We start from the raw sequence: 21,137 nt of genomic DNA, 5'->3' as shown, positions 1-21,137 counted from the left end.
CATGTTCAATCGGCAACTCAAAGCCGCGCTCGCCGAGCGCGATGCGGAAATACTGAGCCTTCGCCAGCGTCTGGCCCAGATCGAACAGGGACCTTTCATGCGGCTGGATGCCCAGGGCCGCGTGCTGGAACTCAACCCGGCATGCGCTGCCGCCCTGGGCGCAGAGCCCGGCAGTGCCGTTGGCCAGCCACTGGCGCAGTGGCTGCCGACCCCGGCCCAGCAGGGCCAGGCACTGCTTGACGCGTTGCTGCGTTCGACGGCGGTGATCCAGTTCGGACTCGATGGCACCGTGCTGGAGGCAAACCCGATGTTTCTCGATGCCATGAGCTATCGGCTCGAGCAGGTGGTGGGCAGGCATCACCGGATGTTCTGCAGCGCCGAACAAGCCAGCAGCCCTGACTACGCCGTGCTCTGGCAGACGCTCAATACCGGCCGTTATGTGGCGGGTCGCTTCTGCCGCCTGGACCGGCAAGGCCGTGAGGTCTGGCTGGAAGCCAGCTACAACCCGGTCACCGACGCCCGGGGGCGCCTGGTGAAGGTGGTCAAGTTCGCCTCGGTGGTGACTAGCCAGGTGCGGCGGGAGGCGGAGGTCAAGCGTGCGGCGCAGATGGCGCTGGACGTTTCCCGCAGCACCGACGCTGGCGCCAGCGAAGGCGTGGCGGTGATGCACGTCATGGAGCAGACCATGCACGACGTGGCTCGCCAGATGCAGGCTGCGGGGGTCACCATCAGTGCGCTGGGCGAGCAATCGACCAGCATCAGCGCCATCGTGCAGACCATTGGCGGGATTGCCGCGCAGACCAACCTGCTGGCACTCAACGCGGCCATTGAGGCGGCACGTGCCGGCGAGCAGGGCCGAGGCTTTGCGGTAGTGGCCGATGAGGTACGCAAGCTGGCGGCACGCACCAGCACGGCCACCGCCGAGATCGATGCCGTGGTCGCACGTAACCAGGACCTGGCCGGCCAGGCAGTCAGCGAGGTCGAGCGTAGCCGGATGGAGGCGGCCAGCGCATTGCAGTTGGCGCTCCAGGCTGGTACGGCCATCAGCGCCATCCAGGCCGGGGCACGCAAGGTGGTGGATGCGGTGGAGCGGGTGAGCGAAGACCTGGGCTAGGCATGGCGGCGGGGTAGTCAGATTTGCCATATATGTTTGCGAAGCATTAGCATTAGCAAAATCATTTATCTCGCCCCGGAACCTGACATGCCTTCGCCGCCACCGTCACGGCCAGCTCTGCTGGCGTTCTGCTGTTTCGTCCCGTTGCTGGCCCACGCTGGCGAACCGATCCAGCTGGAGGCTACCGACATCAATGCCGATGCCCTGAAGGCGCGGCCAGGCGCAATGCCCGAGGCGTTCGCCGGTGGCCAGGTTGCCCGTGGTGGGCAGATGGGCGTGCTCGGCAACCAGGACTACATGGATGTGCCGTTCACCATGACCAGCTACACCGCCAAGGTCATCGAAGACCAGCAGGCCGAAGACATCGGCGACGTGCTCGCCAACGACCCTTCGGTGCGCGAGTCGTACGGCTTTGGCAACCAGTCCAAGGTGTTCGTGATCAGGGGATTGCCGCTGGCCGGCGATGACATCTCTTTCAATGGCCTGTACGGCATCCTGCCGCGCCAGATCATGTCCACCGATGGCGTGGAACGGGTCGAAGTGTTCAAGGGGCCGAACGCCTTTCTCAATGGTGTCAGCCCGACCGGCACTGGCCTGGGTGGCAATGTCAACCTGCAGCCCAAGCGCGCCGAAGACTTGCCGACACGCCGCTACACCCAGGACATCAGCACCGACGGGCGCATTGGCGAACACCTGGATATCGGCCAGCGCTTCGGTGAAGACAACCGCTTCGGCGCGCGCCTGAACCTCAGCCAGCGCGAAGGCGAAACGGCGGTCGACGATCAGGACCAGCGCACCAAGCTGTTTACCGCAGGCCTTGACTACCGCGGCGACAATTTCCGCCTGTCGACCGACATCGGCTACCAGAAGCAGCGGATCAACCACCTGCGCAACTCGGTGCGCCTGGGCGGCTCCACCACCCGCCTGCCGACCGCGCCGGATGCCAGTCACAACTATGGCCAGGCCTGGAGCTACAGTGAGTCGGAAGATACCTTTGGCATGGCGCGCGGCGAGTGGGACCTGAACGACAGCTGGACGGCCTACCTGGCCGGCGGTGCGCGGCATACCCGCGAACACGGCACCTATGGCACCCCGGTGTTGGTCGGCAACAGCGGCGCGGCGACGATTACGCCTTCCGACATTGTCCATGGTGAAGACAACAGCAGCTTCAGTGCCGGCCTCAATGGCCGGTTGCAGACCGGAGCGATCAGCCACCAGATCGCCGTGGGGGCGAACACCTTGTGGACCCAGGCGGAAAACGCCTACACCTTCTATTCGCCGATCAGCACCAACATCTACGACACTGTGCAGCAGGCCAAGCCGAGTAACGTCACCAGCACAGGTGGCGAAATGGGCGACCCAGGTGTCACCGGCAAGACCCGCGCCCGCAGCATCGCGATTTCCGACACCGTCGGCGTATTCGAGGACCGCCTGTTGCTGACCTACGGGGTGCGCCGCCAGCAATTGCGGGTGGAAAGCTATAGCTACGATGGCACCACTTCGCAGGGCGAGGCCAACCCAGCCAATGACGGTAGCCGCCGAGGCGACCCTTACGACAAGTCGATTACCACGCCGGTATACGGCGTCGTGTTCAAAGCCACCGATAGCGTTTCGCTGTACGCCAACCGTATCGAAGGCCTCGCCCAGGGGCCAACGGCGCCGGCCAATGTCTCCAACGCCAGCCAGATGTTCCCCCCGGGTCGCACCAAGCAGCTTGAAGCCGGTATCAAGTTCGACCGGCAGACCTTTGGCGCGAACCTGGCCGTGTTCCGCATCGAGAAGCCGTCGGACGGCTACACCTTGGACAACGTCTTCATCCGCGACGGCGAACAGGTCAACAAAGGCCTGGAACTGAGCCTGTTCGGCGAGCCCGTCGAAGGCCTGCGGCTGATGGCCGGTGGTACCCGCATGAGCTCGGAGCAGAAGAACACTGCCAACGGCAGCAATGACGGCAACCACGCCATCGGGGTGCCGACCTTCCAGCTCAATGCCAGTGTCGACTGGGACGTGCCGGGTGTGCCGGGGCTGGCGCTGAATGCGCGGATGCTACGTACCGGTGGTCAGTTCGTCGATGCGGCGAACAATGTCAGCCTGCCGACCTGGAACCGTTTCGACGTCGGTGGCCGCTATACGCTGAAAGTAGCGGAGAAAGACCTGACCTTGCGGGTCAACGTGGAAAACCTGACTGACAAGAACTACTGGGCTTCGGCCAATGGCGGTTACCTGACCCAGGGCGATCCGCGGCTGGTGAAGTTCTCGGGCACCATCGATTTCTGAATGGCCGACCGGGGCGCGCGGTCCACAGAAGTTCGTGGCGTGCCAGGGCGGGCGCCTTCGCGGATCTGCCCGCAAAGGGCCCGCCCTGGCGGTGGCTAGCTACGACGCCTCCACCTCCAGAAACGCCGCTTCCAGCAACTGCCGGGTATACGGGTGCTGTGGCGCATGGAAGATCGCCTGCGCGTCCCCTTGCTCCACCACCTGGCCATGCTTGATCACCATCAACTGGTGGCTCAGCGCCTTGACCACCGCCAGGTCATGGCTGATGAACAGGTAGGTCAGGTTGTACTTCTGCTGCAGATTGCGCAGCAGTTCCACCACTTGCCGCTGCACGGTGCGGTCCAGTGCCGATGTGGGTTCATCCAGCAGGATCAGCGCCGGCTTCAACACCAGGGCCCGGGCAATGGCAATGCGCTGGCGCTGGCCACCGGAAAACTCATGCGGGTAGCGATGCCGGGTGCGCGGGTCCAGCCCGACTTCCTCCAGCGCCGCGATGATCGCCGCTTCCTGTTCCTGCGGCGTGCCGATCTTGTGAATGCGCAGCCCTTCACCGACGATGTCCGCCACGCACATGCGCGGGCTCAGGCTGCCGAACGGGTCCTGGAACACCACCTGCATTTCCCGCCGTAGTGGCCGTACTGCCTTCTGGTTGAGGCATTCGAGCTGTTGCCCGTGGAAGCGAATCCCGCCCTGGCTGGCAATCAGCCGCAGGATCGCCAGGCCCAGCGTCGACTTGCCCGAGCCAGACTCGCCGACAATCCCCAGCGTCTGCCCCTGCGGCAGGCTGAAGTTGACACCGTCCACGGCCTTCACATGGTCGACCGTACGCCGCAGCAAGCCTTTCTTGATCGGGAACCACACCTTGAGGTCATCCACCTCCAGCAACGGTGCGCCCACCGGGTTGTGGGCCGGCAGCCCGCTGGGCTCGGCGTTGATCAGCATTTGCGTGTAGTGGTGCTGCGGGGCGCTGAACAATCGGCTGCATTCAGCCTGCTCGACGATCTGCCCGCGTTGCATCACGCACACCCGGTGGGCAATGCGCCGCACCAGGTTGAGGTCGTGGCTGATCAGCAACAAGGCCATGCCCAGGCGCGCCTGCAGTTCCTTGAGCAGGTCGAGGATCTTCAACTGCACGGTCACATCCAGCGCCGTGGTCGGTTCGTCGGCAATCAGCAGGTCGGGTTCGTTGGCCAGCGCCATGGCGATCATCACCCGCTGGCGCTGCCCGCCCGATAGCTCGTGGGGCAGGGCCTTCAAGCGCTTGCGCGGCTCGGGGATACCGACCATTTCCAGCAGCTCCAGCGTACGTGCCGTCGCTTCCTTGCCGCTCAGGCCCTTGTGCAGCAAAAGAATCTCGTTGATCTGCTTCTCGATGCAGTGCAACGGGTTCAGCGAGGTCATCGGCTCCTGGAAGATCATTGCAATGCGGTTGCCGCGGATGCGCTGCAGGCTCTTCTCGTTCTGTTGCAGGAGGTCCTTGCCCTCGAAGCGGATGCTGCCGCTGGGGTGCCGGGCCAGGGGGTAGGGCAGCAGGCGCAGGATCGAGTGCGCGGTCACCGACTTGCCCGAGCCGCTCTCGCCGACCAGGGCCAGCGTCTCACCCTTGCGGATATCGAAGCTGATGCCATCCACCACGCGGTTGACCTGCTCCCCGGTGACGAACTCCACCGCCAGGTCGCGCACTTCGATCAGGTTCTGTTCACTCATGTCACTTCCTCGGGTCGAAGGCATCGCGGGCGGATTCGCCGATGAACACCAGCAGGCTCAGCATCAGCGCCAGCACGGCGAAGGCACTGATGCCCAGCCAGGGCGCCTGCAGGTTGGACTTGCCCTGGGCAACCAGCTCGCCCAGCGACGGTGCGCCGGGCGGCAGGCCGAAACCGAGGAAGTCCAGCGCGGTGAGGGTGCCGATGGCGCCGGTGAGGATGAACGGCATGAAGGTCATGGTCGAGATCATCGCGTTGGGCAGGATGTGCCGGTACATGATCGCGCCATTGCGCATGCCCAGGGCACGCGCGGCGCGCACGTACTCCAGGTTGCGCCCGCGGAGGAATTCGGCGCGTACCACGTCCACCAGGCTCATCCACGAAAACAGCAGCATGATGCCCAGCAGCCACCAGAAGTTCGGCTGCACGAAACTGGCCAGGATGATCAGCAGGTACAGCACCGGCAGGCCGGACCAGACTTCCAGGAAGCGCTGCCCGGCCAGGTCGACCCAGCCACCATAGAAGCCCTGCAGCGCCCCGGCGATCACGCCGACGATGGAACTGAGCAGGGTCAGGGTCAAGGCGAACAGTACCGAAATACGGAAGCCGTAGATGACCCGTGCCAGCACGTCGCGGCCCTGGTCGTCGGTGCCCAGCCAGTTGTCTGCCGACGGTGGCGCCGGGGCCGGCACGCGCAGGTCGTAGTTGATGCTCTGGTAGCTGAACGGGATCGGTGCCCACAGTACGAAGCTGTCTTTCTTCGCCAGCAGTTCGCGGATGTACGGGCTCTTGTAGTTGGCTTCCAGCGGGAATTCGCCGCCGAAGGTGGTTTCCGGGTAGCGCTTGAACGCCGGGAAATACCACGCGCCGTCGTAGCGCACGGCAATCGGCTTGTCGTTGGCGATCAGCTCGGCGCCCAGGCTCAGGCCGAACAGGATCAGGAACAGCCACAGTGACCACCAGCCACGGCGGTTGGCCTTGAAGCGCTCGAAGCGTCGACGGTTGAGAGGGGACAAGGCCATGTCAGTGCTCCCGGCTGGCGAAGTCGATACGTGGATCGACCAGGGTGTAGGTCAGGTCGCCGATCAGTTTCACCACCAGCCCCAGCAGGGTGAAGATGAACAGGGTGCCGAAGACCACCGGGTAGTCGCGGTTGATGGCCGCCTCGAAACTCATCAGGCCCAGGCCGTCGAGGCTGAAGATCACCTCGATCAGCAACGAGCCGGTGAAGAAGATCCCGATGAATGCCGAAGGGAACCCGGCGATCACCAGCAGCATGGCATTGCGGAACACGTGGCCGTACAGCACGCGCGGTCGGCTCAGGCCCTTGGCCTTGGCGGTGACCACGTATTGCTTGTTGATCTCGTCGAGGAAGCTGTTCTTGGTCAGCAAGGTCATGGTGGCGAAGTTGCCGATGACCAGCGCGGTGATCGGCAGGACCAGGTGCCAGAAGTAGTCCAGCACCTTGCCGGTGGTGCTCAGCTCGTCGAAGTTGTTGGAAGTGAGGCCACGCAGCGGGAACCAGTCGAAGTAGCTGCCGCCGGCGAACAGCACGATCAGCAGAATGGCGAACAGGAACGCCGGGATGGCATAGCCGACGATGATCGCCGAACTGGTCCACACGTCGAAGTGGCTGCCGTGGCGCACCGCCTTGGCGATACCCAGCGGGATCGACACCAGGTACATGATCAGCGTGCTCCACAGCCCCAGCGAAATCGACACCGGCATTTTCTCGATGATCAGGTCGATGACCTTGGCATCACGGAAGAAGCTGTCGCCGAAGTCCAGGCGGGCGTAGTTCTTGATCATGATCCACAGGCGCTCGGGTGCCGACTTGTCGAAGCCGTACATGCGCTCGATCTCGGCAATCAACGCCGGGTCCAGGCCCTGGGCGCCACGGTAGTTGGAACCGGCCACCGACACTTCGGCGCCGCCACCGGCAATCCGGCTGGTGGCGCCTTCGAAGCCTTCGAGCTTGGCGATCATCTGTTCGACCGGGCCGCCGGGGGCGGCCTGGACGATGATGAAGTTGATGATCAAAATGCCGAACAAGGTCGGGATGATCAGCAGCAGGCGGCGCAGGATATAGGCCAGCATCTCAGTTGGCCTCGTCCGCAGGGGCTTCGCTGACCGCCGGCGTCACGCCGGGCTTGATCCACCAGGTGTCGATGCCGATGTCGTACTTGGGCGATACCTTGGGGTGGCCGATGTGGTTCCAGTAGGCCACGCGCCAAGTCTTGATGTGCCAGTTGGGGATCACGTAGTAGCCCCACAGCAGCACGCGGTCGAGGGCGCGGCAATGGTCGATCAGGCTCTGGCGCGAATCGGCGTTGATCAATTGTTCCACCAGCTGGTCGATGGCCGGGTCGCGCAGGCCGATGAAGTTGCGGCTGCCAGGGTTGTCGGCGGCGGCGCTGGACCAGAACTCGCGCTGCTCGTTGCCCGGCGAGTTGGACTGCGGGTAGCCGCCGACAATCATGTCGTAGTCGCGTGAACGCAGGCGGGTGATGTACTGGGACACGTCGACCCGGCGGATATTCAGCTCGATACCGAGGTCGGCGAGGTTGCGCTTGAACGGCAGCAGGATGCGCTCGAACTCGGTCTGGGCCAGCAGGAACTCGATGCTCACCGGCTTGCCCTGGGCGTCGACCATCTTGTCGTCGACGATTTTCCAGCCGGCTTGCTGCAGCAGCTTGTAGGCTTGGCGCTGCTGTTCGCGGATCATCCCGCTACCGTCGCTGACCGGGTTGTGGAAGGCCTCGCTGAACACCTGCTCGGGCACTTTGCCGCGCAGCGGTTCGAGGATTTTCAACTCGCTGGGGCTGGGCAGGCCGCGGGCAGCCATTTCCGAGTTTTCGAAGTAGCTGCCGGTCCGGGTGTAGGCGCCGTTGAACAGCTGTTTGTTGGTCCACTCGTAGTCCAGCAGCAGGCTCAGCGCTTGGCGCACGCGGATATCCTGGAACACCGGGCGGCGGATGTTGAAGATGAAGCCCTGCATGCCGGTGGGGTTGCCGTTGGGCAGCTCTTCCTTGATCAGGCGACCGTCGCGTACCGCAGGTACGTTGTACGCCGTGGCCCAGTTTTTCGCGCTGACTTCCAGCGCATAGTCGAACGCCCCTGCCTTCAATGCTTCGAGGGCGACGGTGGTGTCGCGGTAGGAATCGAAGGTCATCACGTCGAAGTTGTAGAAGCCGCGGTTGATCGGCAGGTCCTTGGCCCAGTAATCCTTGACCCGCTCGTAGCGTACCGAGCGCCCGGCTTTCACTTCGGCGACCTTGTACGGGCCGCTGCCCAGCGGGATTTCCAGGTTACCGCGGTTGAATTCGCGGTTTTCGTACCAGTGCTTGGGCAGCACCGGCAGCTGGCCAAGAATCAGCGGCAGCTCACGGTTGTTCTTGTGCTTGAAGCGGAACAGCACCTTCAGCGGGTCTTCGGCGACCACTTCGGCAACGTCGGAATAATACTGGCGGTACAGCGGCGCACCGTCCTTGATCAGGGCATTGAAGGTGAATACCACGTCGTCGGCGCGCATCGGGTGGCCGTCGTGGAAGCGTGCTTCCGGGCGCAGGTAGAAGCGCACCCAGCTGTTGTCCGGGGCCTTCTCGATCTTGCCGGCCACCAGGCCGTATTCGGTAAACGGCTCGTCCTGGCTCTGGCGCATCAGGGTGTCGTAGATGATGCTGATGTTCTCGGCCGATACGCCCTTGTTGATGAATGGGTTGAGGCTGTCGAAGCCGCCGAAGCTGGACTGGCGGAAGGTGCCGCCCTTGGGCGCGTCGGGGTTGACGTAGTCGAAGTGCTTGAAGTCGGCCGGGTATTTCGGGGGCTCGTCGTACAGGGTAAGTGCGTGTTGCGGTGCGGCCAGGGCGGGAAGGCTCAGGCAGGCGAGCAACAGGCTGCCGGCCAGCCGGCGCAGGCGGTGCGTTGGCATCATTGGGCTTTCTCCGAAGTCTTGATCCACCAGCTGTTCAGCCCGAGGGTGTAGGGCGGCGTGGTGACGAAGGCGAACCGGTTGCGGTAGGCCAGGCGATGATTGTCGAGGTACCAGTTGGGGATCATGTAGTACTGCCATGAGAGCACCCGGTCCAGGGCGCGGGCGGCAGCCACCTGGTCATCGCGGGTGCGGGCGGCGAGCAGGGTGTCGAGCAGGTGGTCGACCACCGGGTCCCTGACCCCAGCATAGTTCTTGCTGCCCTTGGTCGTGGCCTGGCTGGAGTGGAAGTACAGCCACTGTTCAAGGCCAGGGCTCAGGGTCTGGTTCAGGGTCATCAGGATCATGTCGAAATCGAACTGGTCCAGACGCTGTTTGTACTGGGCACGGTCGACGGTACGCAAGTGTGCATCGATGCCGATGCTGGCCAGGTTTTCGACATAAGGCTGCAGGATGCGTTCGAGGTTGGGGTTGACCAACAGCAGCTCCATGCGTAATTGCTGGCCCTTGCTGTTGACCAGGCGCTGGCCATCGAGCTTCCAGCCGGCTTCGGCGAGCAAGCCGAGCGCCTGGCGCAGGGTCTGGCGGCCGATGCCGCGGCCATCGGTCTGGCTGACCTTGTACGGTTCGCTGAACAGCCTGGCCGGCAACTGGTCGCGGAAGGGCGCCAGCAGCAGCCACTCCTTGCCGGTGGGCAGGCCGCTGGCGGTGAAATCGCTGTTGGGGTAGTAACTGGTCGAGCGGCGGTAGGCGCCGCTGAACAGCGCGCGGTTGGTCCACTCGAAGTCGAGCATCAATCCCAGTGCCTGGCGTACCCGTGGGTCGCTGAAGGTCGCCCGCCGGCTGTTCATGAACAGGCCCTGGGTCTGGGTCGGAATGCGGTGCGGGATCTGCGCCTTGATCACCTCGCCACGGCGCACGGCGGGGAAGTTGTAACCGTTGGCCCAGTTCTTCGCCTGGTGTTCGATATAGATGTCGAACTCGCCGGCCTTGAACGCTTCGAAGGCCACCGTGGCATCGCGATAGAACTCATATTCGACGCGGTTGAAGTTGTACTTGCCACGGTTCACCGCCAGGTCCTTGCCCCAGTAGTTCTTCACCCGCTCGAATACCAGCCGGCGCCCGGGCTGGACCTCGGTGATGCGGTACGGGCCACTGCCCAGCGGCGGCTCGAAGGTGGTGGCCTTGAAGTCGCGGTTCTGCCAGTAATGCCTGGGCAGCACCGGCATCTCGCCCAGGCGCAGGATCAGCAGCGGGTTGCCGGCGCGCTTGAACACGAAGCGGATGCGCAGCGGGCCGAGGATATCCACCCGCTGCACTTCCTGCAGGTTGGTGCGGTAGATCGGGTGGCCGTCCTTGAGCAACGTGCGGTAGGAGAACGCCACATCGGCCGAGGTGATCGGCTTGCCATCATGCCAGCGGGCTTCCGGGCGCAGGTTGAATACCACCCAGCTGCGGTCCTCGCTGTACTCCACCGAGCGCGCGATCAGGCCATAGCTGGAGGTCGGCTCGTCGCCGGACGGGTCGTACTGGCCGGTGCCGACCATCAGCGGCTCGTTCAGCTCGCTGATGCCGTATTGCTGGAAGTTGGGCGTGGTAATCGGGCTCGACCCCTTGAAGGTGTAGGGGTTGAGGGTGTCGAAGGTACCGAAGGCCATGGCGCGCAAGGTGCCGCCCTTGGGCGCATGCGGGTTGACCCAGTCGAAATGGGTGAATGTGGCTGGGTACTTGAGCGTGCCGAACTGCGCGTATCCGTGGCTTTCGCTCACCATCGCGACTGCGGGAAAGCTCAAGGCCAGGCTGAGTGACAGCAGGAGGGGACGTATCAAGTCGGCATCCGATCCAGAGGCGTTGGGCTTTGATCGGGGTACAGTAACAGCTTGCTGGAGTTGGAAAAAGAGAGGCCTTGAAGGAGGCGGTGGCGGTACAGCCCCTTGCCGGTTTTCGCGGGTGGCACGGTAGCTGTGGGAGCGGCCTTGCGTCGCGAAGGGGGCGCGTAGCGGCCCCAGGATTTCAGCTTCGCAGCATCGGTTGCAGGGGCTGCTGCGCAGCCCTATCGCGACACAAGGCCGCTACCACAGGGCCGCGTAGAGGCCACAATCACTGCATCAATGCGAGAGGTACACGGTCAGGGTCTGGCCCGGCTTCAGGGCGTGACCGCTGCGCGGGTTCCAGCGCTTGAGGTGTTGCATTTCGACGTTGAAGCGCTTGGCCACCAGGTACAGCGAGTCGCCCTTGCGCACCTTGTATTGGGTGGAACGCTTGCCGGATGCTGCTACCCGGTTGGCAGCCGCGCTTGGTGCAGTGCCCCCGCGCAGGGCCAGGACCTGGCCAGCGCGTACGCTATTGCCAGAGAGCCGGTTCCAGCGCTTGATGTCCTTGACCGAAACGCGATTGGCCTTGGCAATACTGCCCAGGTTGTCGCCGCGCTTGACCCGGTAGCTGCGCGCCGCCACCGGTGCCTGGGCTTCGGCCACGGCACGGGCGAACACGGCCTGGTTCGGCTGCAGGCTGACCAGTTGCTCGGGCTTGAGGTTGGACAGGCTGTCGCTCAGCAACTGCGCTTTTGCGGTCGGCACCAGCAGTTGCTGCGGGCCGTCCACGGTCATGCGTTTCTTGTATGCCGGGTTGAGCTGGATCAGCTCGTCCTCGTCGATGTTGGCGAAGGCGGCCACACGCGACAGGTCGAGACGGTCGTTGATGGCCACCGCCTCGAAGTAGGGTTCGTTGGCGATCGGGTTGAGGTTCACGCCATAGGCTTCCGGCGTCAGCACCACCTGCGACAGGGCCAGCAGCTTGGGCACGTAGTCGCGGGTTTCCTGGGGCAGCGGCAGGTTCCAGTAGTCGGTCGGCAGGCCGAGCCGTTCGTTGCGTTCGATGGCGCGGCTGACCGTGCCTTCGCCGGCGTTGTAGGCGGCCAGGGCCAGCAGCCAGTCACCGTTGAACATGTCGTGCAGGCGGCTGAGGTAGTCCAGCGCGGCGTTGGTCGAGGCGGTCACGTCGCGACGGCCATCGTAGAAGTTGGTCTGGCGCAGGTTGAAGTGACGACCGGTGGAGGGGATGAACTGCCACATCCCCGCGGCGTGGGCGCGCGAGTAGGCCATCGGGTTGTAGGCGCTTTCGATGGCTGGCAGCAGGGCCAGTTCCAGCGGCATGTCGCGCTCTTCAAGGCGCTCGACGATGTAGTGCAGGTAGAGGCTGCCGCGCTCGCCGGCGGTTTCGATGAAGCTCGGGTTGCTGGCGAACCACAGGCGCTGCTGTTCGATGCGCGGGTTGACGTCGATGTTGTCCTGCAGGGCAAAACCCTGGCGCATGCGTTCCCACACGTCCTGCGGCTGCTCGGCCGGCTTGACCTGCAACGGGGATGGCTTGTGCTTGATCCGTGCCTGGTAGTTATGCGCGCGAACGCTATCGGATTCGTCGAGCTGACGGGTGCTCTGGCAGCCCACCAGGGTGGCGGCCAGGGCCAGCGCACTGATTTGGGCCAGGCGCGTCAGGGCGACGGAATGAGAGGTTCTGCGGCTACGTGAAGACATCGGCTGACACAGGTTTCCGGGCGAAAAATTTCGGCGATTCTAGAAACCGCTCCGGGCCGGGTCAACCGTTGAGCCTCGCTTGCGATATATCTTGGAGTTATCAGAAGGTGTCCTTCCAAGACCTCAAGGCAGCAAAAACAGCGACATGCGAGGGGTTTGAATGTCCCTTCCATTCGTCTGCTTTTTGTTTAACTAATGTTTCAGAGGTGCGCAGGAAGGGGTTGGTCAGGCGTTCCAGGCCGATCGTTGATGGCAAGGTGATGCAATTGTCGGCACGCAAGCGGGTAACGTCCGCGAACCGTTGCTGAACATGCAGGTTGCCAGGTTCCACCGCCTGGGCGAAACGCAGGTTGCTCAAGGTGTATTCATGGGCGCAGTACACCTCGGTGTGCTCCGGCAGCGCCGCCAGCCGGGCCAGGGCTGGCTGCATCTGTTCAGCAGTGCCTTCGAACATGCGTCCGCAACCGGCGGCGAACAGGGTGTCGCCACTGAACAGCACGGGGGTTGCCGGCTGGTCGCTGAAGAAGGCGATATGGCCGAGGGTGTGGCCGGGCACGGCCAGCACCCTGAAAGTCACATCCAGCACGGTCACCTGGTCGCCGTCGTCCAGCGCCATGTCGCGGCACGGAATGCGTTCCCGGGCCGGGCCGCAGACCCGCGCCCCGGTCAGCTGCTTGAGCCGTTCCACGCCGCCGACGTGGTCATGGTGATGGTGGGTGACGAGAATGTCGCTCAGCACCCAGCCCGGGTGCGCCGACAGCCAGCCTTCCACTGGGCCGGCATCTCCCGGATCGACCACCGCGCAGCGGCGTTTGGCAGTATCCTGTAACAACCAGATGTAGTTGTCGGAGAAAGCGGGGAGAGCATCGATCTGTATCATGGTGCGGATCCGATTCGCCTAGCGTGGCACATGAGGGCATCTTAGCCGCGATGGCGCGGTGCGAGAACCTTCGAGGGAGAGCGCAATGACCGACCAAGCCTTTGCCCAGGCCGACCCGGACTGGGTCAAGCTGATCAGCCTGGCCCGTGAGTGGTTCAACGGCCCACTCGGCCAACTGATGCTCAAGGAGGAGGAAAAACTGCTGGAAGAAGAGCTCGGGCGCTTCTTCGGTGGCTATCTTGTGCATTACGGGCCGTGCGCCGAGCCGCCACCCAGCGCCCCGCAGGTGCAACGCAACGTGCGCCTGGGGGCGCCGCTGCCTGGAGTTGAAATCGTCTGTGAAGAACAGGCCTGGCCGCTCAGCGAGCACGCCGCCGACGTGGTGGTGCTGCAGCATGGCCTGGATTTCAGCCTGTCGCCCCACGGCTTGCTGCGCGAGGCGGCCAGCGCGGTGCGCCCTGGCGGGCACCTGCTGATTATCGGCATCAACCCATGGAGCGGTTGGGGCGTACGCCATCTGTTCAGCCATGGCGCCTTGCGCAAGGCCCGCTGCATCTCGCCTTCGCGGGTGGGGGACTGGCTCAACCTGCTGGGCTTCGCGCTGGAGAAACGCCGCTTCGGGTGCTATCGTCCGCCGCTCGCCTCTGCCGCCTGGCAGCAGCGCCTGGCGGGCTGGGAACGCCTGGCCGGGGGCTGGCAGGGTTCCGGTGGCGGCGTCTACCTGCTGGTGGCGCGCAAGATGGTGGTAGGCCTGCGGCCGCTGCGCCCGGAACGTCGCGAACCGATGGGCAAGCTGCTGCCGCTGCCGCTGGCCAAGGTCAACCGTACGGTGGTCAATCCGGACACTGAAAAGCACTGAACATGAGTGGTACATGAGCGAAAGCGTCGAGATGTTTACCGATGGTGCCTGCAAGGGCAATCCTGGCCCGGGCGGCTGGGGTGTCCTTATGATCTACAAGGGCGTCGAGAAGGAACTGTGGGGCGGCGAACGCGAAACCACCAACAACCGCATGGAACTGATGGCGGCGATCCAGGGGCTGATGGCGCTCAAGCGCGAATGCGAGGTGGTGCTGACCACTGACTCGCAGTACGTGATGAAAGGCATCAACGAATGGATGGTCAACTGGAAGAAGCGCGGCTGGAAGACCGCCAGCAAGGAACCGGTGAAGAACGCCGACCTGTGGCAATTGCTGGATGAACAGGTCAACCGCCACAAGGTGACCTGGAAATGGGTGCGTGGCCATATCGGCCACCCCGGCAACGAACGCGCCGACCAGCTGGCCAACCGTGGGGTCGATGAGGTGCGCGCGCAGCGCTGAGCTGGGGTACAATCGCCGCCTTTGTGACTGATGCAAGTTGGAGCGCCCCGCGTGGAGCAGCAGCAAGATAAGCGGTTTGTCATTCTCGATACCGAAACCACGGGCATGCCGGTCAGCGAAGGCCACCGGATCATCGAGATCGGCTGTGTCGAGGTGATCGGTCGGCGCCTGACCGGGCGGCATTTCCACGTCTACCTGCAGCCGGACCGCGAGAGCGACGAGGGCGCCATCAACGTCCACGGCATCACCGATGCCTTCCTGGTCGGCAAGCCGCGCTTCGCCGATGTCGCCGAGGAATTCTTCGAATTCATCCAGGGCGCCACGCTGGTCATCCACAACGCGGCGTTCGACGTTGGCTTCATCAACAACGAGTTCGCCCTGCTGGGCCAGCACGACCGCGCCGACATCTCGCAGCACTGCACCGTCCTCGACACCCTGCTGCTGGCGCGCGCGCGCCATCCGGGGCAGCGCAACAGCCTCGATGCGCTGTGCAAACGCTACGACATCGACAACTCGGGCCGTGAACTGCACGGCGCACTGCTCGACTCGGAACTGCTGGCTGACGTCTACCTGGCGATGACCGGTGGCCAGACCAGCCTGTCGCTGGCGGGCCACGGTGCCGACGCCGAGGATGACGGCCAGGCGGCGGGTGGCAGCGAGATCCGCCGGATTGTCGGGCGTGCACCGGGGCGGGTGATCATGGCCAATGCCGAGGAGCTGGAGGCGCATGCCGAGCGCCTGGCGGCGATTGCCAAGTCGGCTGGTGGGCCCTCGATGTGGCAGGTGCTGACCGAGACGCCAGCCGGTTGATAGCCTGCCGCGAGGTGTTGCGGCCGCGTTGCGGCCCTTTTGCGACACGAGGCCGTTCCTGCAGCTAACCTCATTGGGACTCCATGTCCTTCGGAGGTAGCCACCTGATGTACAAGGACCTCAAGTTCCCCATCCTCATCGTCCATCGTGCCATCAAGGCCGACAGCGTTGCCGGCGAGCGTGTGCGCGGTATCGCCGAGGAGCTGAGCCAGGACGGCTTTACCGTCATCAAGGCCGCCGACCACGCCGAAGCGCGCCTGGTCGCCACCACCCACCACGGCCTGGCCTGCATGCTAATTGCGGCCGAAGGTGTCGCCGAGAATACCCATCTGCTGCAGAACATGGCCGAGCTGATCCGCCTGGCTCGGCTGCGTGCGCCCAACCTGCCGATTTTCGCCCTGGGCGAGCAGGTCACCCTGGAAAATGCCCCTGCCGAAGCCATGAGCGAGCTGAACCAGCTGCGTGGCATCCTCTATCTGTTCGAAGACACCGTGCCGTTTCTCGCGCGCCAGGTCGCCCGTGCGGCGCACACTTACCTCGACGGGCTGCTGCCACCGTTCTTCAAGGCCCTGGTGCAGCACACCGCGCAATCCAACTATTCCTGGCACACGCCGGGCCACGGTGGCGGTGTGGCCTACCGTAAAAGCCCGGTGGGCCAGGCTTTCCATCAATTCTTCGGGGAGAATACCCTGCGCTCGGACCTGTCGGTTTCGGTGCCGGAACTGGGCTCGCTGCTCGACCACACCGGCCCCCTGGCCGCAGCCGAGGCCAGGGCGGCGCGCAACTTCGGCGCCGACCACACCTTCTTCGTCATCAATGGCACCTCCACCGCCAACAAGATCGTCTGGCACGCCATGGTTGGCCGTGACGACCTGGTACTGGTGGACCGCAACTGCCACAAGTCGGTGGTGCATGCGATCATCATGACCGGCGCCATCCCTCTGTACCTGTGCCCCGAACGCAACGAACTGGGGATCATCGGGCCGATCCCGCTCAGTGAGTTCAGCCCCGCGTCGATCCAGGCCAAGATCCAGGCCAACCCGCTTGCGCGCGACCGTGGGCAGCGCATCAAGTTGGCAGTGGTGACCAACTCCACCTACGACGGCCTGTGCTACCACGCCGGGCTGATCAAGCAGACCCTGGGCCCCAGTGTCGAGGTGCTGCACTTCGACGAGGCCTGGTTCGCCTACGCGGCGTTCCACGGCTTCTTCACCGGGCGCTACGCCATGGGCACGGCCTGTGCGGCGGACAGCCCGCTGGTGTTCAGCACCCATTCCACCCACAAGCTATTGGCCGCGTTCAGCCAGGCCTCGATGATTCACGTGCAGGATGGGGCCAGGCGCCAACTGGACCGGGACCGCTTCAACGAAGCGTTCATGATGCACATTTCGACCTCGCCGCAGTACAGCATCCTCGCCTCGCTGGACGTGGCCTCGACCATGATGGAGGGCCCGGCCGGGCATTCACTGCTGCAAGAAATGTTCGACGAGGCCCTGAGTTTCCGCCGGGCCCTGGCCAACCTGCGCGAGCACATTGCCGCAGACGACTGGTGGTTCAGCATCTGGCAGCCGCCAGGCACCGAAGGCATTCATCGCCTGGCCGCGCAGGACTGGCTATTGCAGCCGGGCGCCGAGTGGCATGGTTTCACCGAGGTGGCGGATGACTATGTGCTGCTCGACCCGCTGAAAGTGACGCTGGTAATGCCTGGCCTGAGTGCGGGCGGTGCGCTGGGCGAACATGGCATCCCGGCTGCGGTGGTCAGCAAGTTTCTCTGGGAGCGCGGGCTGGTGGTGGAAAAGACCGGGTTGTACAGCTTCCTGGTGCTGTTCTCCATGGGCATTACCAAGGGCAAGTGGAGCACGTTGCTCACCGAGTTGCTGGAGTTCAAGCGCCACTATGACGGCAACACACCGTTGAACGACTGCCTGCCCAGCGTAATGGCTGCCGATACGTCCCGCTACCAGGGCATGGGCTTGCGCGAGCTGTGCGACCAGTTGCATGGCTGCTACCGCACCAATGCCACCGCCAAGCAACTGAAGCGGTTGTTCACCCGCTTGCCGGAGGTCGCCATGAGCCCGGCCAGTGCCTATGACCAGATGGTGCGTGGCGAAGTGGAGGCGGTGCCGATCGAGGCACTGTCGGGGCGGGTGGCGGCGGTGATGCTGGTGCCGTACCCGCCAGGCATTCCCTTGATCATGCCGGGGGAACGGTTCACCGAAGCAACCCGGTCGATACTCGACTACCTGGCCTTTGCCAGGGCGTTCAACCAGGGCTTCCCGGGCTTTCTCGCCGACGTGCATGGCCTGCAGAGCGAAAGTGGCCGCTACACGGTGGATTGCATCAGGGAATGCGAATGAGCTCGACGCCGCTGCGGGCCAGTTCGAAGCGGTTTTCACCCAGGTGGTTGACCTTGTCGCCGATGGCCAGGCGGTAAGTGGTGATGGGCGCGCCCAGCGTGCTGCCGTCCACTTGCAGGGTCGACTCCTGAAACTCGTGCACGGGGTAGATGCGGCCTTCGGCGTCACGGGCGTGGAATTGGCCGACCATTACTGCTGCCATTTGTGTGAAAACCTCTGAATTTCGTAGGGAATGTCTGAACGGATAGACCGTGGAACCGCCTCGGAAGTTTTCGCCTGCCGGAAAAAAAACCAAAGTGGCGAACAACGGTCATCTATAACTACAACGTCCCTTTACCCAGCAAAGGTTGGAAATTGCCATGACCCAGGTGTATTCGGTAGCAGTCGTCGTCGGTAGCTTGCGCAAGGACTCCTACAACCGCAAGGTTGCCCGCGCACTCTCGGAGCTGGCGCCGTCCAGCCTGGCCTTGAAGATTGTCGAGATCGGCGACTTGCCGCTGTACAACGAGGATGTCGAGGCCGATGCGCCGCCGCAATCGTGGAAGCGTTTTCGCGATGAGATCCGCCGCAGCGATGCAGTGCTGTTCGTCACCCCGGAGTACAACCGTTCGGTGCCGGGCTGCCTGAAGAATGCCATCGATGTCGGCTCGCGGCCCTACGGGCAAAGTGCCTGGAGTGGCAAGCCGACGGCGGTGGTCAGTGTATCGCCGGGAGCCATTGGTGGCTTTGGTGCCAACCATGCCGTGCGGCAGTCGCTGGTATTCCTGGACATGCCATGCATGCAAATGCCCGAAGCCTACATTGGCGGTGCGGCCAGCCTGTTCGACGAGGCCGGCAAGCTCAACGACAAGACCCGGCCGTTCCTGCAGGGTTTCATCGACAAGTTCGCTTCGTGGGTGAAGTTGAACAGGGCGGTTTGACCGCCTTGAGCGGCCTGGTGTCGCGAAGGGCTGCGCAGCAGCCCTTTGGGACACCAGGCCAGCTGTGTGCAGCGCTTCAACGGAAGCTGTAGGAAACCCCGGCATACACAGCGAACCCTTCGCCCGGTGTCGAGCGGGCCACGTCCTTGCCCGCGTCGTTGTAGCCGGGTGTCACCGTTGCCGCATAGCGTTTGTTGGTCAGATTGCGCAGGTCAAGCCAGGTCTGCCAGTCCTGTTTCGGTGAATTCCAGCCGAGGCGCGCGCCGAGCAAGGCATAGGCGTCGGCGTGGTAGCTGTTGGCATAGTCGACTTGCACTTTCGACGCCAGCTGCGTGTTGATCCCCGCGTAGAACCCGCTGGGCCAGTCGTGGCGCAGCTCGGCCTGGTAGTAGTGCATCGGGATGCCGGGCAGGCGGTTGTCGCCGAACTGGTCGTCGTCGCGGTAGTGGAAGTCACTGAAGGTGTAGGCCTGGCGCAAGCTGAGCCTGCCAGCCCCGGCGCGTTCCCACAGCGTGCTGTCGAGGCCTGCCTCCAGCCCCTGGTGCACGGTGGCGCTGGCATTGAATTCCTTGGCCGGTGCGCCCTGGAGGATTTCCACAGCCAGCAGTTCATGGCGCACCTGCGCGTAGTACCAGGCCAGGTCCCAATGGCCTATTGCCGAATCGCCGCGCGCGCCCAGCTCCAGCGTGGTGGCTGTCTGGTTCTGCATTTCGATCGGTTGGTAGGCGGTCGGCGCGCTCCAGATCAGCGACCAGGGATGTGGAGGTTCGACCGAGCGGCTCAGGTTGCCGTACACCTGCAGGTCCGGGCGGATGTCATAGCGCAGCCCCAGGCGAGGTGCATAGTCCCAGTCATGCAGGCTCACCTTGCCGCCTTCGGCAGGGTAGGTGACCGCACTTTCGCGGCGGGTGTAGATCAGCGCCAGGCCAGTGGTCAGCCACAGGTCCGGCACAAGTTCCAGGTCGTTGCCGGCGTGCAGCACCGTGTCCGAACCCTGGTAGGTGAAGTCGCGGGTACGCTTGCCGAACACGTCACCCGTCCGTTCGAATTGCGAGGCGCCGCTGTTGGGCAGGTGCTTGGTGGTGCGCCAGCCTACGGTGGTCTTGCTGTCATGACCCATCAGGGTGTCGCGGCGGAAGTAATTCAAGGTGCCGCTGACATCGGTGTAGGCCACCTTCAGGCGCATCGGGCCTTCGCGCAGGTCCATCGGGTAGTCGTGGTAGACCAGGCCGGCTTCCAGGCGTGCGTCGTCGTCGAGGTAGAAGGTGGTCTTGTTGCCCAGCCAGGTGCTGCCCGGCTGCGGGCGGCTGTCGTCGCGGGCCAGGTAGTTCGGGTTGGCAGCGCGGGGGTGGTGCTTGATCTGCTCCTTGGTCAGGCGCCCGGCCAGTTCGTTCTCGGTTTCCCGATAACGCAGGTAGAAGCGCGTTTCCAGGTCAGGGTTGAAGCGGTAGCCGAAATTGGCGGCAACGCCCTTGGCACTGCCGCTGCTGTGCGCCTGGTAGCCGTCATATTCCGAATCGGTCAAGGCCAGGTAATAGTCGAGTTTGCCCAGTACCTGGCCGGAACTGACCTGCCGGTGCTGGTAGCCACGGCTGCCGACTTCGTAGCGCAGCTGCAGCGGCGCGGCGTCGTAGCCGGTGTGGGTGATGTAGTTGAGCGCTCCGCCCAGGGCCAGCGCGCCCTGGTCGAAGCCATTGGCGCCGCGCAGCACTTCGGCACGGCTCAGCCACAGTGGCTCGAACAGTTCGTAGGGTGTGCCGCCCGGGCCGGTCAGGGGCAGGCCGTCGAACAGCGTGTACACCCCGGAGCCATGGGCCCCTGGGGCGCGGTTGATGCCCGAGCCGCGGATCGACAACTTGATGCCATCGTTGCCCGCCGATTGGGCGAATACCCCCGGCTGGTAGGCAAGCACGTCCTGGTTGCTTGCGAGCCGGCCCTGTCCTGCGCGCTGCATGTCCACCAGGTTGCTAGCCCCTGGCACTTCGCGCAGGCGTTCGCTGGCTGCGCTCAGGTCGTTCTGCTCCTCGTCAGTGACCAGCACCTGGTCCAGTTCGACCGAGGAGGCTGCCGCAGGCTGGTTGGCAGCCAAAGCAGCCAGCAGGCCGAGGCAGGACGATAGGGGCAAAACGCAACGCATGGTACGACTCCAGGTGACAGGGCAAATGACAACGGCGTTGAGACGAGCGAAATCACCCTTGAAGCACGAAGAAACTTGGCAAAAGCTTGCGAGAGCTTCGCATCAGCCTTGGCGCTGATCAAAAGCTTGAGGCGGGAGAGGTGCCTGCAG

General features: G+C 64.0%; 16 protein-coding genes and 1 pseudogene. 8 read left to right on the top strand and 9 right to left on the bottom strand.

From position 1 onward, the window contains the following. Nucleotide 1 precedes the first annotated feature (1 nt). From QSV36_RS26105 to QSV36_RS16650, 3 genes and pseudogenes are all read left to right on the top strand, one after another. Nucleotides 2-577: pseudogene (locus tag QSV36_RS26105) on the top strand (PAS domain-containing protein); the annotation flags it as partial. A gap of 30 nt (nucleotides 578-607) precedes the next feature. After that, the gene (locus QSV36_RS26100; RefSeq protein ID WP_502945673.1) at nucleotides 608-1,114 is read left to right on the top strand and encodes a methyl-accepting chemotaxis protein; all 507 of its coding nucleotides are present in this window, start codon (nucleotides 608-610) and stop codon (nucleotides 1,112-1,114) included. 87 nt (nucleotides 1,115-1,201) lie between these two features. Then, entirely contained in the window at nucleotides 1,202-3,391 is a 2,190-nt protein-coding gene (locus QSV36_RS16650) for a TonB-dependent receptor (protein ID WP_289133365.1), read from the top strand. Nucleotides 3,392-3,490: 99 nt separating this feature from the next. Here QSV36_RS16650 and QSV36_RS16645 read toward each other — a convergent pair whose 3' ends face one another. The 7 genes from QSV36_RS16645 to gloB form a co-directional block, all read right to left on the bottom strand. After that, nucleotides 3,491-5,098, bottom strand: coding sequence for an ABC transporter ATP-binding protein (locus QSV36_RS16645; RefSeq protein WP_289133363.1), 1,608 nt, complete (start codon nucleotides 5,096-5,098; stop codon nucleotides 3,491-3,493). A gap of 1 nt (nucleotide 5,099) precedes the next feature. Further along, nucleotides 5,100-6,119 (bottom strand): ABC transporter permease, encoded by a 1,020-nt coding sequence (locus QSV36_RS16640; protein ID WP_170030782.1) that lies wholly within the window; start codon nucleotides 6,117-6,119, stop codon nucleotides 5,100-5,102. A gap of 1 nt (nucleotide 6,120) precedes the next feature. Further along, nucleotides 6,121-7,194: a microcin C ABC transporter permease YejB gene (locus QSV36_RS16635; RefSeq protein WP_225778509.1), complete on the bottom strand. Its 1,074-nt coding sequence runs from the start codon at nucleotides 7,192-7,194 to the stop codon at nucleotides 6,121-6,123. A 1-nt stretch (nucleotide 7,195) separates the two neighbouring features. Further along, nucleotides 7,196-9,031 (bottom strand): extracellular solute-binding protein, encoded by a 1,836-nt coding sequence (locus QSV36_RS16630; RefSeq protein ID WP_289133361.1) that lies wholly within the window; start codon nucleotides 9,029-9,031, stop codon nucleotides 7,196-7,198. Further along, nucleotides 9,028-10,857 (bottom strand): extracellular solute-binding protein, encoded by a 1,830-nt coding sequence (locus QSV36_RS16625; RefSeq protein ID WP_289133359.1) that lies wholly within the window; start codon nucleotides 10,855-10,857, stop codon nucleotides 9,028-9,030. The genes QSV36_RS16630 and QSV36_RS16625 overlap by 4 nt, the downstream gene beginning before the upstream one ends. Nucleotides 10,858-11,136: 279 nt before the next feature. Continuing rightward, nucleotides 11,137-12,564, bottom strand: a complete 1,428-nt coding sequence (locus QSV36_RS16620) for a lytic transglycosylase domain-containing protein (RefSeq protein ID WP_289133358.1) — start codon at nucleotides 12,562-12,564, stop codon at nucleotides 11,137-11,139. A 100-nt stretch (nucleotides 12,565-12,664) separates the two neighbouring features. After that, a complete protein-coding gene (gloB, locus tag QSV36_RS16615; protein WP_289133356.1) occupies nucleotides 12,665-13,444 on the bottom strand; it encodes a hydroxyacylglutathione hydrolase in 780 nt (259 codons plus the stop codon). Between the two features lie 85 nt (nucleotides 13,445-13,529). On the opposite strand from gloB, the gene QSV36_RS16610 reads away from it, so the two are divergent. From QSV36_RS16610 to QSV36_RS16595, 4 genes are all read left to right on the top strand, one after another. Then, nucleotides 13,530-14,303, top strand: a complete 774-nt coding sequence (locus QSV36_RS16610) for a class I SAM-dependent methyltransferase (protein ID WP_289133355.1) — start codon at nucleotides 13,530-13,532, stop codon at nucleotides 14,301-14,303. 13 nt (nucleotides 14,304-14,316) lie between these two features. Beyond that, on the top strand, nucleotides 14,317-14,763 hold the full coding sequence (rnhA, locus tag QSV36_RS16605) for a ribonuclease HI (RefSeq protein ID WP_289133353.1): 447 nt from the start codon (nucleotides 14,317-14,319) through the stop codon (nucleotides 14,761-14,763). 51 nt (nucleotides 14,764-14,814) lie between these two features. Next, nucleotides 14,815-15,573, top strand: a complete 759-nt coding sequence (dnaQ, locus tag QSV36_RS16600; RefSeq protein ID WP_225778503.1) for a DNA polymerase III subunit epsilon — start codon at nucleotides 14,815-14,817, stop codon at nucleotides 15,571-15,573. Between the two features lie 107 nt (nucleotides 15,574-15,680). Continuing rightward, complete coding sequence (locus tag QSV36_RS16595) at nucleotides 15,681-17,930, top strand: Orn/Lys/Arg family decarboxylase (RefSeq protein WP_289133387.1); 2,250 nt, start codon at nucleotides 15,681-15,683, stop codon at nucleotides 17,928-17,930. On the opposite strand, the gene QSV36_RS16590 is transcribed toward QSV36_RS16595, so the two are convergent. Beyond that, a complete protein-coding gene (locus QSV36_RS16590; protein ID WP_225778501.1) occupies nucleotides 17,914-18,132 on the bottom strand; it encodes a hypothetical protein in 219 nt (72 codons plus the stop codon). The two genes, QSV36_RS16595 and QSV36_RS16590, sit on opposite strands and share 17 nt — an antisense overlap. 157 nt (nucleotides 18,133-18,289) lie before the next feature. Between QSV36_RS16590 and QSV36_RS16585 the strand changes: the two genes are divergently transcribed. Further along, complete coding sequence (locus tag QSV36_RS16585; RefSeq protein WP_225778500.1) at nucleotides 18,290-18,850, top strand: NADPH-dependent FMN reductase; 561 nt, start codon at nucleotides 18,290-18,292, stop codon at nucleotides 18,848-18,850. Nucleotides 18,851-18,926: 76 nt separating this feature from the next. Here the strand turns inward: QSV36_RS16585 and QSV36_RS16580 are convergent, their stop codons facing one another. Next, complete coding sequence (locus QSV36_RS16580; protein ID WP_289133349.1) at nucleotides 18,927-20,987, bottom strand: TonB-dependent receptor family protein; 2,061 nt, start codon at nucleotides 20,985-20,987, stop codon at nucleotides 18,927-18,929. Nucleotides 20,988-21,137: the final 150 nt, after the last annotated feature.

The sequence above is a fragment of the Pseudomonas sp. BCRC 81390 genome (assembly GCF_030341915.1).
Classification (GTDB): Bacteria; Pseudomonadota; Gammaproteobacteria; order Pseudomonadales; family Pseudomonadaceae; genus Aquipseudomonas.
The sequence above is the reverse complement of the archived record's forward strand: the minus strand, read 5'-3'. Positions and strand labels throughout refer to the sequence as shown.